Origin of the sequence: Corallococcus interemptor, from assembly GCF_003668875.1 — a bacterium.
Classification (GTDB): domain Bacteria; phylum Myxococcota; class Myxococcia; order Myxococcales; family Myxococcaceae; genus Corallococcus; species Corallococcus interemptor.
Genome location: NZ_RAWM01000016.1, coordinates 38,958 through 54,691, shown reverse-complemented (window position 1 = coordinate 54,691; position 15,734 = coordinate 38,958). Strand labels below are relative to the sequence as shown.

Below are 15,734 nucleotides of genomic sequence, written 5' to 3'. Positions count from 1 at the left end.
GCCTCCGGAATCGGCGCGCCGTGTCGGGGCGCCGCATCTACTTGCGGGTCCGGTCTTCAACTGCCGTGCCAGCCGTTCTCTTCCGAACGGATTCTTCAGCAGTCCTCAGGGGTTGAGGCCCGGAAGCGGACGGCACGGAACGTGGAGTGTGCGAAGGGGGTTACGCACCCGGCCGTCCGCTCCGCCTGGAACGCGGTGGCGGGTGCATCACCGGGTTCGCACCCACCCCCCAGGCCATCTTGTCTTTTCAAGTGCTTGCATTCCCTCCGGGGGGTGGAGCACATACGCCCCCCCATCGAGGAGTCAGAACACAATGGCGTACCGGGTGAACAACATCGGGCTGTGGCTGGACGAGCCGGAGGAGCTGCTCGGCCAGCGCGCGGCGGAGAAGCTGGGGGTCACCCGGAGCGACCTCGCCTCCGTGCGGGTGGTGCGCTCGGTGCTGGATGCGCGCAAGAAGGGCAGCCCGCGCTACATCTACACGCTGGAGGTGGAGCTGGCCCCGGGCCGCAAGGCGCCGCGGCTGCCGCCGGACGTGAGCGAGGCCCCGCCCCCGCCGGATCTGCCGCCGCGCGTGAAGGAGCCGGAGAAGCTGCCGCTCATCATCGGCACCGGACCCGCGGGGTTGTTCTGCGCGCTGGGCCTGCTGGAGCGCGGCGTGCGCAGCATCCTGCTGGAGCGCGGCAAGGAGGTCGTCACGCGCCGCAAGGACGTGGCGAAGCTCATGCGCGACGGGTCGCTCGACCGCGAGAGCAACATGAACTTCGGCGAGGGCGGCGCGGGCGCGTACACGGACGGCAAGCTGTCCACGCGCATCAACCACCCCATGGTGCGCAAGGTGATTGAAGCCTTCGCGAAGTACGGCGCGCCGGACCACATCCTCATCGAGGGCAAGCCGCACATCGGCTCCGACCTGCTGCCGGGCGCGGTGGCGAAGCTGCGCGAGGAGCTCATCGCGGGCGGCTGCCAGGTGTACTTCGAGCAGCGCGTGGACGACCTGCTCTACCGCGACGGCCGCATCGCGGGCGTGAAGATGGCGGACGGGCGCACGCTGGAGAGCGACCGCGTCATCCTGGCGCCGGGCAACTCCGCGCGCGAGCTGTACGAGCGCTTCGCCGCCGACGGCCGCGTGAGCGTGGAGGCCAAGCCCTTCGCGCTGGGCTTCCGCGCGGAGCACCCGCAGGCGCTGATCAACGGCATCCAGTACGGCTCCGCGGCGAAGCACGCCAAGCTGCCGCCCGCGGACTACAAGCTGGCGGAGAACCTGGACGTGGACGGCGAGGTGCGCGGCGTCTACTCGTTCTGCATGTGCCCCGGCGGCATCGTGGTGCCCACGCCCACGGAAGAGGGGCTGCAGTGCACCAACGGCATGAGCAACTCGCGCCGCAACGCGAAGTACGCCAACGCGGGCATCGTCGTGTCGGTGTCCGTCGCGGACTTCGCGCGCGAGGGCTTCCACGGGCCGCTGGCGGGCCTGGAGTTCCAGCGGCACTGGGAGTCGGAGGCCTACAAGCTGGGCGGAGGCCGCTTCTACGCGCCCGCGCAGACCATCCCGGACTACCTGGCCGGCCGCGTGAAGAAGGATCCGGGTGACACCAGCTACCGCCCGGGCCTGGCGCACACGGACCTGAACCAGCTCTTCCCGGAGCGGCTGACCCAGTCCCTCAAGGCGGCGCTGCGCACGTTCGACCGGAAGATGAAGGGCTTCATCAGCGACGAGGGGAAGCTCATCGGCATCGAGAGCCGCACGTCCTCGCCGGTGCGCATCACCCGGGGTGACGACCTGCAGTCGGTGTCCATGCGCGGCCTGTACCCGGTGGGCGAGGGCTGCGGCTACGCGGGCGGGATTGTCTCCTCCGCCATTGATGGACTGCGCGCCGCTGAGCAGATTGCCACCGAGCTGGCTTGAGGTCCCCGCCCCCACCGGGCAGGGTTGGCCGGGAGGGAGGAGAGAGCCATGGCGTACCGCGTGCGCACCCCGGATGGTGAGCTGATGTTCCCCTCGCTGGGCGACATCGAGCGCGCCTACATGCAGGGGCTGGTGGACCCGGACGACGAGGTGCGCGAGGACGGCGCGGAGAAGTGGCGCAAGGCGTCCTCGCTGCCCGTCCTGGCCCGGGCGAGGAAGCCCCAGGCGGGGGAGACGTCCAAGCGCGCCCAGACGCTCACGGTGGTGGGCGCGGTGGCGGTGGGCGTGCTCGCGCTCGTGCTGCTCTTCACCGGCACGAACTGGAACGTCCGGATGATGGGCATCGCGCTGGCCCTGGTGGTCAGCGGGTTGCTCACCCGGGTGACCTTCAAGGCCTACAAGCGGCCGCCTCCCGTCTTCTAGCGCCGCTCCCTCCCCTGCCCTCCAGGGCAGCGGCACGGCCCTCGCCGCCAGCAGGCCCCCCAAGGCCCATGTTTGGTGGAGGGCACCCCGCGGGGTGCCTGCCATCGCGCTGGAGGAGGACCGCACCTTGCTCAGCACCTACCTGTCCCGAGAAGCCGCCCGCAAGCTTCGCCATGGCGCTCCCTGGCTGCGCCGCGAGGACATCGTCTCCATGGAGGGCGAGCCGCAGCCCGGCACGCCCATGCAGCTCAAGGACGAGGACGGACACGTCCTGGGGCTGGGAGACGTGGACCTGGAGGCGTCCTACGCCGTGCGCCGCCTGGGCCTGCCGGACGAATCCGTGGAGGGGCTCATCCCCCGCCACGTGCGCCACGCCTTCGAGCGGCGCGGCCGGCTGGTGGACGACCCGCGCTTCTGCCGCATCGTCAACGACGACGGGGACGGGCTGCCGGGTCTCATCGTGGACCGGTATGACCAACACTTCGTCGTCCAGACGCTCACCCGCTCCATGGACGCGCGGCAGGAGGAGATCACCCGCACGCTGGTCGAGGTGACGGGGGCGGGCTCAGTGCTGCTGCGCAACGACACACTCCGGCGCAAGGCATTGGGCCTGCCCGCGCAGCGTCCGCACGTGATGTACGGCACGCCGCCGCGCTGGTGCCGCCTGCTGGAGATGGGCGCGCGCTTCACCGTGGACCTCACCTACGGCCGGGGCACGGGCTACGCGTATGATCACCGCGAACTGCGCCGCTTCCTGGGCCGCACCGGCAACGGGGACCGGGTGCTGGACGTCGCCTGCAACGTGGGCGGCCTCTTCGTCCACGCGGGGCGCCACGGGGCGAAGCAGATTCTGGCCTTCGACGGCAACGCGGACGCGGCGGACCTGGCGCGGGAGAACGCGGAGGCCAACGGGCTGCTCGGCCGGGTGACGGTGGAACAGGGCGAGCCGCTGGCCGTGCTCCGGGCGATCAAGGAGACCTTCGACCTGGTGCTGCTCGACACGCTGAGCGTGGCGTCCGAGGAGGACTTCATCGAACAGGTCCGGCTGGCCCTGCGGCGCACCCGCCATGGAGGGCGGCTGCTCGTGGTCGGTTATCACCCACCGCTGGCGCTGGGCTCGTTCACGGAGTGCGTGGCCACGGCCTGCGAGCAGGAGGCGCGCATCGCATTCCGGCTGGTACGGATGGGATTGCCGCCGGACCACCCGGCGCCGGTCGGCTCCCCGGGGGCCGAGTACCTGGAGGCGGTGGCGCTCGAGGTGAGCTAGAGCCGGTGCGGATTCGCCCTCGACGGGGCCTCCTCGGTGTTAGTGTCCGCGCCGCGATGACAACCGAAAACGAGTCCCAGGCCGCGACCTCTTCCACCCCGGAGGCTTCCGTCGAGACCGTCCGCAAGGTGTACGCGGCGGACCTGCGCGAGAAGGACCGGGTCCACACCGTCTTCCGCGTCACCAAGAAGGAGAAGGTGAACGCGCGCAGTGGCAAGGTGTTCCTCTCGCTGTCCCTGGCCGACAAGAGCGGCACGGTGGACGCGCGCGTGTTCGACAAGGTGGACGCGCTCGAGCCCGTCTTCCAGAACGGTGACTTCGTCCTGGTGCAGGGCAGCGTCATCGTCTTCCACGGCCGCACCCAGGTCGTCGTGGAGGCCGTGGAGCGGCTGGATCCGGAGCCGCTCGACCCCAAGGAGTTCGAGCCGCCCCCCGCCCCTCCCGCCGAGGCGAAGGCCCCCGAGGCCAAGCCTGAGGCCAAGAACGGTGAAGCCAAGGCCGAGGCCAAGGCCGGTGAAGCGAAGTCTGGCGAAGGCAAGCAGGCGGAAGCCAAGGCCGAGCGCCACGAGGGCGGCGGTGGCCCGCGCGCGGTGGGGCAGATCCGCGAGCTCATCACCGAGCGCGTCAACGACCCGTTCGTGAAGCAGCTGCTGCTGGCGTTCCTGGACGACGCGCAGGTGTCCGCGGCGCTGCCGGTGGCTCCGGCGGCCAAGGGCGTGCACCACGCGTGGCGCGGCGGTCTGGCCGAGCACGTCCTGTCTGTGATGCGCCTGACCCTGCGCGTGTCGGACCACTACCCCATGGCGGACCGCGACCTGCTCCTGGCCGGCGCGTTCCTGCACGACGTGATGAAGGCCGGCGACGCGTCCGACAAGGGCTTCGACACGTCCGACGAGGGCCGGCTGGTGGGCCACGCGGTGCTGGCCGCGCAGAAGATCCGCGAGAAGACCGTGGGCATCCCGGGCTTCCCGCCGCTGCTGGAGCAGCACCTGACGCACCTGGCGATCTCCCAGTCGGGCCCGTCCGGCGCTCCCGGCGCGAAGGTGCCGGTGACGCTGGAGGCGCAGATCGTCGACACGCTCAGCGCGCTCGACGCCCGCATCTCCGGCTGGGTGGAGGCCATGCAGCGCGATCCGAACGAGCGCTGGACGGATCACCTGCGCGCGTATGACCGGTCGCTCTGGAAGGGCTTCGTGCCCACGGGCCGCGGCCGGGCTCCGGTGGAGGGTGGCCGGCGCAAGCACCGCGAGGAGAAGCGCAAGGCGCGCGCCGACAAGGCCCCGTCCGCCCCGGCTGGCGAGGGTGCTTCCGCCCCCGCGTCCCAGGAGGCCCGTCCGGAGCGTCCGCCGCGGCCGCCCCGCGAGCCCCGCGCCGAGCGTCCGCCGCGCGAGGACCGTCCGCCCCGCGAGGACCGGGGTCCCCGCGAGGAGCGCCCCGCGCGTCCGCCGCGCGAGGACCGTCCGCCCCGCGACCCCAAGAGCCTGCCCGGCGAGCTGACCTTCAAGCCGTTCAGCGCGCTGGCGCCGGCCCCGAAGTCCGGTGGTGAGGGTGGTTCGGAGGGCTGAAGCCCATGGCGAAGCGGCTGGGAGAGCGGTTGATTGAGGCCGGCCTCGTGACACCGGGGGCCGTGGAGCAGGGTCTGGAGCACCAGAAGATCACCGGCCACAAGCTGGGGGACTGTCTGGTGGAGCTGGGCCTGCTCCAGGAGGCCGCGCTGCTGCGGCTCCTGGCCAACGAGTTCCAGACCCGCTTCGTCACCGCGGACAAGCTGGCCAAGGTCCGCATCGACACGAAGGTGCTGGACAAGCTGCCGGTGCGGCTGGCGGAAGCGCAGAACGTGCTGCCGCTGGCCATCGACCCGGAGCGCAAGCTGCTGTCGGTGGTGGCCGCCGAGCCGCAGAACAAGTCGCTGCTCGACGAGATCGCCCTCGTCACCGGCATGTCGGAGGTCTACGCGTACATCGGCCTGCGCAGCGCCATCTCCGCGGCCATCCGCAAGCACTACTACGGCGACCCCACGGCGTTCACCACGCTGCTGGAGGGCCCCGCCGCGAACAATGGCCCCCGCCGTCCGGACACGCCGTCCAACACGCACGTGGGCGCGGAGCCCGGGCGCAACGGTTCTTCCGCCGGGCGCAGCGCCACCAGCCTGAGCATGCGGCTGGAGACGGACGCGCGCATGCGGCTGCAGCGCGCCGGCAGCGGCACCAACGTGGCGCGCATCTCCACGCAGCGGCGCGAGCCGGGCGGCCCACGCGGGCTCATCAGCGACACGGACTACGTGGAGACGCTGAGCCTGATGGTGGGCCTGCTGGAGCAGGACCGGCCCCGGCACCGCGGCCACTCCGCGCAGCTGGCGCGGCAGGCGGGCATCGTGGGCCAGCGCATGGGCATGCCCCACAAGGAGCTGGCGGCGCTGTCCATCGCCGCGTACCTGCACGACCTGGGCAAGCCACCGGAGCGGCACTACTCGCTGGCGAGCAACGCGGCCAACCCGGAGTGGAAGGCCCAGGCGAAGGCGTGCTGCCGCGCGCCCACGAAGCTCTTCGAGACGGTGCACCTGCCCGCGCAGGTGAACACCATCCTCGCGCAACTGTACGAAGCCTGGGACGGCTCCGGCACGCCCCAGGGCGCCAAGGGCGAGGACATCACCCTGGGCGCGCGCATCCTGGCGGCGGTGGACAGCTTCCTGGAGCTGACCAAGAACCCGGGCAACGCGTTTGGCCGCGTCTTCCCCAAGCAGCAGGCGCTGGAGCACCTGAAGAAGAACGCGGGCGTGCTCTACGACCCCGTGGTGGCGGACATCGTCGGTCAGTTGCAGAGCGGCGAATTGCTGGCGCACCGGCTGGCCAGCGAGGGCCGGCAGGTGCTCATCGCGGAGCCGGATGAGGCCACGCGCGGCGAGCTGCTGGAGGCGGTGCTCAAGCAGCAGCTGGTGGCGCACGCGCTGTCCACGCTGGACGGCGCGCTGGACGGCCTGGCCCGGCAGGACTGCGACGTGCTGGTGGTGAGCCTGCGGCTGGGACAACAGGAGGTCATGGACCTCTTGGAGGCCGTGCGCTCCATGCCGGAGAGCGCGGGCCTGCCCATCGCCGTGGTGGGTGAGCCGGATGCCCAGGCGCGCGAGCGGCTGCTCTTGGCGGGCGCGACGGCGGTGCTCTCCCCCAGCGACAAGGCGGAGGTGGCCCGCACGGTGCTGACCCTCTTCCAGGACCGCGTGCAGCACAACGGCCCGGGCCGGGTGGTGCGCGGCAGCTTCGACGAGCTGCCCCCGAAGGACCTGCTTCGCACGCTGGGCGGCGGCAAGAAGAGCGGGAAGCTCCAGCTGCGAAGCCACACGCTGGAGGGCTCGCTGCACCTGGAGCGAGGCCGCGTCGTCCACGCGGCGTTCGGTGGCCACGCGGGCGAGCCCGCGCTGCAGGCGCTGCTGAAGCTGAAGCAGGCGGACTTCGTCTACGACCCGGACGCGCTGCTGATGGACATGCCGCAGTTGGACCAGGACCTGGAGGCCCTGGCCAACGCGCTCAGCCCAGCGTGAGGTTGAAGAGGCGGGCCGCGTTCGCCGTGGTGACGCGGGCCACCTCTTCCAGCGACACACCCTTCAGCTCCGCGACCTTCTTCGCCGTCTCCAGCACGTGCGCGGGCTCGTTCTTGCGGCCCCGGTGCGGCACGGGCGCGAGGTAGGGGCTGTCCGTCTCCACCATCAGGCGCTCCAGCGGCGCGAAGCGCACGGCGTCCTGGAGGGCCTCCGTCTTCTTGTACGTCACGACACCGGACAGCGACAGGTAGAAGCCCCGGTCCAGGTACTTGCGCGCGGCGGCCGTGTCGCCGGTGAAGCAGTGGATGACGCCGCTCGTGACGTCTTCAGCCGCCAGGGCCGCGTCGCAGTCGTCATGCGCGTCGCGCACGTGCACCACCAGCGGCTTGGCCAGGCGCTTCGCGAGCGCGCACTGCCGCCGGAAGACGGTGGCCTGAATCTCGCGAGGCGAGTAGTCGTAGTAGTAGTCCAGCCCCGCCTCGCCCACGGCGCGCAGCTCCGGACGGGCGCAGGTGCGCTCCAGCATCTCGAAGTCCGCTTCGGTGGCGCGAGCGGCCGCGTGCGGGTGGATGCCCAGCGTGGGCGACAGGAAGTCCGGGTGCCGGGCGGCGATCTCCAGCGCGTTGCCCCAGTCTCCGGGGCCTTCGAACTGCCCCACCAGCACCGCGTGCACCAGCCCCGCCGCGCGCGCGCGCTCCAGCACCGGCGCCACGTCCGCGTAGTCCTTCGGCTCCAGGTGGCAATGCGCATCAACCAGCTTCATGGCTTCTCCTGAAACAGCTCTTCCAGCTCCGTCCGTGCCTCTTCCGACGCGAAGGTGGGCACGGCGGCGCGCACGCGCTCCAGCCCCTCCGCCACGCCCAGCCGCCACAGGCCATCCGCGGCGTCCAGCCGGTCGTCCTCCGGCGCGCTCCGGTCCTCCAGCACGGCGAGCAGCCAGGGCAGCGCCCGGGCATCCCCCAGCCGGCCCAGCCCGCGCGCGGCGGCGCCCCGGCACGGATCCTTCGCGTCCGCGAGGATGTCCTTCAGCCGCTCCAGCGCACCGGGCACCTTCAGCTCACCGCACAGCTCCACCGCGAGCGCCCGGTCCGCGCTCCACTTCTTGCGCGTGCGCTGCATGAGCCAGTCCGCGCCCTCCGGATCGCCCAGCTTCAGGAGCACGCCCGCCGCCTGCGTCTTGTCGAACGCGGGCAACAGCCACTTGCCGAAGAGGCGCTTCACGGCTGGCAGCGCCCGCGTGTCCTCCAACTCCGCCAGCGCGCCCAGCGCCCGGAAGCGCAGCGTGTCCACGTCCAGCGCGGCCACGAGGATGTCCAGGCCAGCCGGGTGTTTGAGCGCGGCGATGCCTCGCGCGGCCTCGAAGCGGACCTCCGGCGTGGGGTCCTCCAGCATGCCGGCCAGGGCGCCGCGCGCGTGCGGCAGCGCCAGGTCCGCCAGCCGCCCGGTGGCCTCCAGCCGCACGCGGGTGTCCTCGTCACGCAGCCTTGGCAGGAGCATGTCCGGGAGCTGATCCGGCGCCAGGATGACGGACGCCAGGCTCACGCCCGAGCGGCGCACCTCCGGCTGCGCATCCGCGAGCAGCCGCACCAGCACGTCCGTGAACTCCGCCGCGTGCGCGGGCTCCTCGGACGCGAGTTGGAACAGCAGATCCGCCGCCTCGGCCCGGCTCGCCGGCCGCTTCTCCCGCTCCAGGGTCAACAGGGCGCGGTCCCGCTCGGCACGCCAGTCCGCCACGTCTCGTCACCTCTCTCGCCGGGTGGCGGCATTGCCACCCGGCGTGTCCTTGAAGCCACTGCTCGTGCGCTACTTCACGTCCGCGCCGGGCGGCACGTCGCCCGGCTCCAGCAGGGACAGGTCCTTGCCGCCCGAGCCTGCCGTCAGCAGCATGCCGCGCGACTCGATGCCCTTGAGCTTGCGCGGCTTCAGGTTCGCCACCACCACCACGCGCCGGCCCGCCAGCGCTTCCGGCGCCGGGTACGCCTCCGCGATGCCGGACACGATGGTGCGCGGCGTGCCCTCACCCAGGTCCACGTCCAGCTTGAGCAGCTTGTCCGCGCCCTTCACCTTCTCCGCGGCCACGATGCGCCCCGCCTTCAGCACCACCTTGGCGAAGTCCGCGTACTCGATGTCGGCCGCGGGCGCGCCTTCCGCCGCTCCCGCGCCCGGGGATGCCTGCGTCGTGGGCGCTGCTTCGGGAGTCTTCGCTTCCACGGGCTTCTTCTCCGTCTTCTTGTCCTTGCCGCTGGCCTTGGCGGGCTCGGCGGCCGGCGTCCCCGCGGGGACCTTGATGATGGCGTTGACGCGCTCCTCCTCCAGCCGGGGCAGCAGCGGCTCCGGCGTGCCCAGCGGGCGGGCGCGATCCAGCAGCGGGTACTTCGCGGTGGCCAGGGCCTGGAACGTCAGCGGCTCGGCTCCCAATTGCGCGAACAGCTTCTCCGACACGCGCGGCGTCACCGGCGCCAGCAGCGCGCCCAGCAGGTACGCCACGTCCGCCGCGTCCGACAGGTCCGCCCGAGCGGCCTCCGCGTCCTTCTTCACCAGCGCCCACGGCGCCGCCGTCTGCAGGAACGCGTTCGCCGTGGAGGCGATCTCCGTGATGATCCGGATGGCGTTGCGGTACTCCAGCTTCTCGAACGCCTCGCGGACCTCCGGCACCCGCGCCAGCGCGTCCTCCACCAGCTTGCGCCCCGGTCCTTCCGCGCGGCCCGGCGCGAGCTTCTTCTCCAGCGGCCCGGCCAGCAGCGACAGCGCGCGGTTGGCCAGGTTGCCCACGTTGTTGACGAGCTCGCCGTTCACCCGGAGGCGGAAGTCCTTCAGGTTGAGGTCCAGGTCCTCCACGCCCGCGCCCAGGTTGGCCGCGTAGAAGTAGCGCAGGTAGCTGGGGTCCAGCAGGTCCAGGTAGTCACGCGCGGCCACCATGGTGCCGCGGCTCTTGCTCATCTTCTCCCCGTTCACGGTCAGGTGGCCGTGCACCTTGATCTCGTTGGGGATGTGGAACCCCGCGACGTTCAGCACCGCGGGCCAGAACAGCGCGTGGAAGTAGACGATGTCCTTGCCGATGAAGTGGACGATGCGCGTCGGAGCATCCTTGCCCCAGTACGCGAGCGCATCCGGGAAGCGGCCGGACTCCTTCGCCCACTTCTCCGTCGTGGCGATGTACCCGATGGGCGCATCCAGCCAGACGTAGAAGAACTTGTCCGTCTCACCCGGGATGGCGAAGCCGAAGTACGGCCCGTCGCGGCTGATGTCCCAGTCCGCCAGGCCCTTCTCGAAGAAGCCCTGGAGCTGGGTGGCCAGACCCGGGTGGATGAAGCCGGGGCGCTTGAGCACTTCCTGGAGGAAGTCCGCGTGCCGCGACAGCTTGAAGAACAGGTGCACGGAGTTGCGGCGCACCGGCGGCGTGCCACAGAGCGCGCACTTCGGGTCGATGAGGTCCGTGGGGTTGTACGTCTTGCCGCACTTCTCACAGGCGTCGCCGTACTGATCCGTGGACCGGCAGTTGGGACAGGTGCCCCGGATGAAGCGGTCCGGCAGGAAGCGCTTGTCCTTCTCGCAGTAGGTCTGCTCGATGTCGCGGCGGTCGATGTCGCCCGCGTCCTTCAAGCGCCCGTAGATGAGCTCCGCGTAGTGGCGGTTCTCCGGCGAGTTGGTGGAGTGGAAGTAGTCGAAGCGGATGTCGAAGTCGCGGAAGTCGCGCTGGTGCTCGTCGTGGAAGCGCGCGACGAACTGCTCCGGCGGGATGCCCTGCTTCGCGGCGTTGATTTCGATAGGCGTGCCGTGCGTGTCGTCCGCGCAGAAGTAGACGACGTCCTGGCCGCACGAGCGCAGGAAGCGGACGTAGATGTCCGTCTGGATGTACTCGACAGCGTGGCCGAGGTGGACGGCGCCGTTCGCGTACGGAAGGGCGCTGGTGACGAGGATTCTCTCCGCCATGGACTCTCCTGAGGGCGGCGGACCATAGCCGCTTTGGGGAAACGAGGGATCGCCAACATGCATTCGCGACCATGCATGGCCCCTCCGTGGATGTTATCGACCAGACGCCATGTGCACCGTCCTCATCCTCCGTAACGCCCACCCCGAGTGGCCGCTGGTCGTCGCCGCCAACCGGGATGAGTTCTACGCGCGTCCGGCCCACGGGCCGAAGGTCCTCTCCGAGTCCCCGCGCGTGGTGGGCGGTCAGGACGTGGAGCGGGGCGGCACGTGGATGGGGGTGACCCACGAGGGAGTCCTGGTGGCCCTGACGAACCAGCGCGGCGCCCGCATCCAGGGCCTGGCCCCCCGCTCCCGGGGCGAGGTGGTGCTGCGCGCCCTCCAGGCCGGGTCGGTGGAGGCCATCGAGCGCTACCTCGGCACCCTGCCCGCCCCGGAGTTCCTGCCCTTCAACCTGCTCTACGGGGACGCGAACACCCTGCGGGTCGCCTACGCGCGGCCGGGCCACGAGCGCCTGTTACACGAGGACGTCCCGGATGGCGTGCACGTGCTCCCCAACGACAATCTGGACACCCTGACCATCCCCAAGGTGGGGCGGGCCATCGCCCTGGCCGAAGGCGTGGCGAAGCGCCCCTGGCCGCAGCTGGTGACGGGGCTCCAGGCCGCCCTGGCCGACCACGCCCTGCCGCCCCGGGAGACCGCGACGGGGCCGCTGGAGGAGAATGACCTCCCCGCGGACTTCCTCCGGCAGCTCCAGGCGCTGTGCATCCATACGGAGGGCTACGGAACGCGCTCGTCCGCCATTGTCGCGCTCAAGCCCGGCCACGTGGGGCACTACCTGGCCACGGACATCGCGCCCTGCCAGGGCGGGTGGCGGGATGTGACGGGTTTGCTGACGGCGGGATGAGTTTCAGTCCAGCCGCGCCCGCATCACCGCGTCGTGGCCCGCGTCGTAGGTGGCCTCGAAGGCGGGGCCCCGGCCGGTGAAGGCCTCCACCGGGGGCATGGCCACGTCCACGCGGACCTCGCGCACGTCGCAGCCCAGGTCGGAGCGGTAGAAGGCCGGCTCGCCGGTGACGTTGATGGCGATGAGCCTCGCGCCCGGGAACAACTGGCAGGCGTCATGGACGGGCGTCGCGGACACGCGGTCCGCGCCCGGATCAATGCGCTCCAGCGTCGCGTCCTCGAACAGCAGCGGGTTGGCCGCGCTCGCGGAGACGGCCTCCGCCAGCGGGCCGCGCGTCACGGTCACCAGCCGGATGCCGCCCGCGAAGGGCTCCTGGTGGAAGGTGACGAAGGGCACGGGCAGCTCCTCCACGCGCGCGCCCGCGTAGAAGCGATCCAGCACCTGGGTGAAGCGCTCATGGCTCAAGGGCGGCACCGTCGCCGCGCCGCTGGCCGCCCCCAGCGCGCCCGCCGCCATGGCGGGTCCCAGCGCGCCGCCCGACAACAGCACCGCGAGCAGCCCCACCGCCGCGCCCACCGCGCCGCGTGTCGCGGCCACCTTGAGCGTCTCCTCTTCGTACGCGGTGAAGAAGGAATGGTAGCGCTGGCGCAGGTTCATGCCCGGCGCGGACGCGTAGAGGCCGCCCACCACCGCGCCCATGCTGTTGCCCACCACGCAGTCGATGGGCACGCCCCGGGCCACCAGCGCATCCAGCGCGCCCACGTGCGCGAGCCCCTTGGTGCCACCCACCGACAGCACCACGCAGGTGCGCGAGGCCCGCGTCCCCCGGTGGCACGACAGGGCCCCGGAAAACACCACCGCCGTCAGCACCACCAGCCCCAGCCGCCGCATGCGTCCTCCCGCTCGCGAAGTCGGGACACCCTACCCCGTTCCCACGCGACGGGCTGCCTGCCCCCGGAAACACGACCGCCCCCGGGACATGGAGCCCCGGAGGCGGAAGGTGACCTTCACACGAGGCCCGGCGAGGACTCACGCCGGACCCGCGTGAGGGCTTAGTACGTGGCCTTCAGCGACGTGCCGCTGTAGGACGAGTAGCCGCGCAGCATGATGTACATGCGGCCCGAGGAGGCCTTCGCCGCCGCGCTGCACGACTCGTTGTTGCCGGACAGGTACGGACGGCAGTCATACGAGGTCGTCGTCGGGGCGGAGCCGAACTTGATGTACATGTCCGCGTCGCCCGTGCCGCCGCTCATGACGTAGGTGGAGGAGCGGGAGGCCGGCAGGTCGATGCAGTAGTACGCCGACGAACCGGACGCGCCGGACAGGCCCGTCTTCGCGACGCCGTTGGTCAGCACGGTGCAGGTCGGGGGCGGAACCGTCACGCCCACGCCCACCGCTTCCCAGGCCGCCTTCACGGAAGCCTGCGTCGCGGCGTCATAGCCCAGGGCCGCGGCGGCCTGGATGGTCCAGGTCTTCGCCTGCTCGTACGTGGTGCTGGCCGTGTAGAGGTTGGCGTTGGCGTAGTACCAGATCTGACCGGCCTTCTGGACGCCGATGCCCGTCACGTTGATGGAGCTGCGGCCGCGCGGGTGCGTGCCACCCTTGGCGAGCAGCGCGAACGCCAGGTTCGGGACGCCGGAGGTGTAGTGCACGTCCTGGCCGGAGTAGTTCGGCGCCCAGTCGATGGACGCGCCGTCCTTCGCCGGGTCATCCATGTAGCGGAGCGCGTCGCCGGCGGTGCCGGGGGTCCACACGTCCTCGCCCACCTTCCAGATGTCCGCGGCGGTGCTCCACGTGCCGGACTTCCAGCTCTCGCAGATGGCGCCGAAGGTGTCGGACATCGCCTCGTTGAGGCCGCCGGACTGGGCGGAGTACGTGAGGTTGGACTCGTTCTGCGTCACGGCGTGGGTCAGCTCGTGGACGGTGACGTCCGCGTCCTTGCCCAGCTCGATGGAGTTCACGCCGTCGCCGTCGCCGTACACCATCTGGGTGCCGTCCCAGTAGGCGTTCACGTAGTTGCGGCTGTAGTGCACCGTGCTGATGAGCGTCTGGCCCGCGTTGTTGAGCGAGTCGCGGTTGAAGTTCGTCTTGTAGCAGTCGTAGGTGTAGCCCAGCATGTCGTAGTTGGTGTCGACATGGGAGTCACCGATGGCCGCCTGGCCCTCGCTGCGCTTCAGGGTGCCCGGGGTGCTGGTGCCGTTGTTCGCGCTGTAGACCTTGCGGTTGAGCGCGGTGTGGATCTCCGGGACGCGCAGCAGCGTGTCGCCGTTGATGGCGTCCACATAGACGCGGTCGCGCAGCGGCATCGCGGCCGTCTCACCGGCGACCTTCACCTCGTAGGCCAGGCGCAGCTCGCTGTCCTTCTCAGACTTCACGTACACCAGGCGCGCGTTGCCCGCGGACAGGCCCGTGCCCTGGGTGTCACGCAGCGCCGCCGTGCGGGCCGCCTCCGCGGCGACCTTCGGACGCGCGGGCAGCGCGCCGCCGGAGCGCGCGGAACCGTTCGCGCTGAAGATGGCGCCGGAGCGGTCCACGTGCACCACCAGCTCCTCGCCCACCACCGGCAGACCGTTCAGCGTCTGCGCGTAGCGGATGTGCGAGATGCCCAGGTCGTCCACGGAGACCTTGCGGACCTGCAGGTCGGACGCGTTCAGGCGGAACAGCGAGGCGATGCTGGGCAGCGACCCGGCGATGGCCGTGTGCACGTCCGCGGCGGCGAAGCCCGTCAGCGCGCGGTCCGCCTGGCCCAGGCGGCCCTGGATGGTGTGCGGCGTCCCATCCGCGTTGGTGCCGACAATCTGGGCACCGGGCATCGCGCTCAGGGCGCTCTGCACTTCCGCGACCTCATCCGGCTTCTGCTGACCTTCCTGCGTGTCGCCATCCATGTCCCCGACACCACAAGCAACCAGCGGGAACGCCAGCAGCGCTGAAACGAAACGGGTGCGAACCAAGGTACTGCCTCCTGCCCGGCGCGAAGGGGGTGGTCGCCGGGACAGCGCTCCTTTCAGCATTCTTCAGGCCAACTCATTAAGCCCGCGAAATGCCTCGCATTATGGAAAGGTGCTGAAAAGCAGCTGGCACATCGGTGCCCAGTTCATCTTCCGTAATGTGGAAGCAGTCGTTACGTGCCTGCCGCAAGCCCTTGGAATTGTTGATGATTCAAGGGCGGCCGGGCGGCTGTCCTGAACCGTGACAGGCCACACCGGGTGTGTCTTCTATTCAGACAATCCACGGTTGGCGGCTTTTTCTTGCTGTGCAAAGGATGGCCCTGAATTCGCGAGGCGTGCGTCAGCGCCACACGCCCAGCAACACCCTTGCACGTCCATCCATGGGGAGCTCGGCCTCCTCCACGGAGGAGAAGCCGGCGTCGCGGGCCACGTCCGCCAGGTGCCGCATCCACGGTTTGTAGGGCATCCCATTGTCGGAGCAGCAAGGGACGACGGCGAAGCCCAGCCCGTGGCGCGCGGCGTACTCGATGATGATCCGCGTGGCGCCGTCCGGGTGCATGCCCACGACGAGCTCCGCCTCGCAGGGCTCCTCCAGGGTGAAGAGCCGCTGCGCGTACTTCACGGGCAGGTGCTTGTGGCGCAGGTCGAAGGTGGTGACGGTGCGTCCGCGCTGGGTGAGGGACTCGTTCAGCTTCCCCATGCCGCCGGCGATGTCATAGACGCGCAGGGCCTGGGGAAAGCGCGAGACGAGCAGGTCCGCGAAGAGATCGAAGCGACGCTTGTCCGCCATGGCGGCTCCTTCAACCCGGGCC

At 70.7% G+C, this 15,734-nt stretch carries 12 protein-coding genes; 6 read left to right on the top strand and 6 right to left on the bottom strand.

All coding sequences use genetic code 11. The features are described from left to right. Positions 1-313: 313 nt before the first annotated feature. The 5 genes from D7X96_RS08700 (at position 314) to D7X96_RS08680 (ending at position 7,137) form a co-directional block, all read left to right on the top strand. Complete coding sequence (locus D7X96_RS08700; RefSeq protein ID WP_120547801.1) at positions 314-1,909, top strand: NAD(P)/FAD-dependent oxidoreductase; 1,596 nt, start codon at positions 314-316, stop codon at positions 1,907-1,909. 48 nt (positions 1,910-1,957) lie between these two features. Continuing rightward, positions 1,958-2,332, top strand: coding sequence for a hypothetical protein (locus D7X96_RS08695; RefSeq protein WP_120547802.1), 375 nt, complete (start codon positions 1,958-1,960; stop codon positions 2,330-2,332). A gap of 127 nt (positions 2,333-2,459) precedes the next feature. Next, entirely contained in the window at positions 2,460-3,599 is a 1,140-nt protein-coding gene (locus tag D7X96_RS08690; protein WP_120547841.1) for a class I SAM-dependent rRNA methyltransferase, read from the top strand. 56 nt (positions 3,600-3,655) lie between these two features. Next, a complete protein-coding gene (locus D7X96_RS08685; RefSeq protein ID WP_121769461.1) occupies positions 3,656-5,164 on the top strand; it encodes an OB-fold nucleic acid binding domain-containing protein in 1,509 nt (502 codons plus the stop codon). A 5-nt stretch (positions 5,165-5,169) separates the two neighbouring features. Continuing rightward, positions 5,170-7,137, top strand: coding sequence for an HD domain-containing phosphohydrolase (locus D7X96_RS08680; RefSeq protein ID WP_121769460.1), 1,968 nt, complete (start codon positions 5,170-5,172; stop codon positions 7,135-7,137). Here the strand turns inward: D7X96_RS08680 and D7X96_RS08675 are convergent. The 3 genes from D7X96_RS08675 to metG all read right to left on the bottom strand — a co-directional run bounded on the left by D7X96_RS08675 (position 7,124) and on the right by metG (position 11,070). Then, positions 7,124-7,900 (bottom strand): TatD family hydrolase, encoded by a 777-nt coding sequence (locus D7X96_RS08675; RefSeq protein ID WP_121769459.1) that lies wholly within the window; start codon positions 7,898-7,900, stop codon positions 7,124-7,126. The genes D7X96_RS08680 and D7X96_RS08675 overlap by 14 nt on opposite strands. Next, positions 7,897-8,871 carry a HEAT repeat domain-containing protein gene (locus D7X96_RS08670; RefSeq protein WP_121769458.1) on the bottom strand — a complete coding sequence of 325 codons (975 nt, stop codon included), beginning with the start codon at positions 8,869-8,871 and terminating at the stop codon, positions 7,897-7,899. Before D7X96_RS08670 ends, D7X96_RS08675 begins: the two co-directional genes overlap by 4 nt. 69 nt (positions 8,872-8,940) lie before the next feature. After that, positions 8,941-11,070, bottom strand: a complete 2,130-nt coding sequence (gene metG, locus D7X96_RS08665) for a methionine--tRNA ligase (RefSeq protein WP_121769457.1) — start codon at positions 11,068-11,070, stop codon at positions 8,941-8,943. Positions 11,071-11,179: 109 nt separating this feature from the next. On the opposite strand from metG, the gene D7X96_RS08660 reads away from it, so the two are divergent. Continuing rightward, complete coding sequence (locus D7X96_RS08660) at positions 11,180-11,974, top strand: NRDE family protein (RefSeq protein WP_121769456.1); 795 nt, start codon at positions 11,180-11,182, stop codon at positions 11,972-11,974. Between the two features lie 3 nt (positions 11,975-11,977). Here the strand turns inward: D7X96_RS08660 and D7X96_RS08655 are convergent, their stop codons facing one another. The 3 genes from D7X96_RS08655 to D7X96_RS08645 form a co-directional block, all read right to left on the bottom strand. Further along, positions 11,978-12,865, bottom strand: coding sequence for a patatin-like phospholipase family protein (locus D7X96_RS08655; protein WP_121769455.1), 888 nt, complete (start codon positions 12,863-12,865; stop codon positions 11,978-11,980). Positions 12,866-13,026: 161 nt separating this feature from the next. Then, entirely contained in the window at positions 13,027-14,925 is a 1,899-nt protein-coding gene (locus D7X96_RS08650; protein ID WP_120547810.1) for a M4 family metallopeptidase, read from the bottom strand. Positions 14,926-15,262: 337 nt separating this feature from the next. After that, positions 15,263-15,712, bottom strand: a complete 450-nt coding sequence (locus D7X96_RS08645; protein WP_121722511.1) for a hypothetical protein — start codon at positions 15,710-15,712, stop codon at positions 15,263-15,265. Between the last annotated feature and the right edge of the window lie 22 nt (positions 15,713-15,734).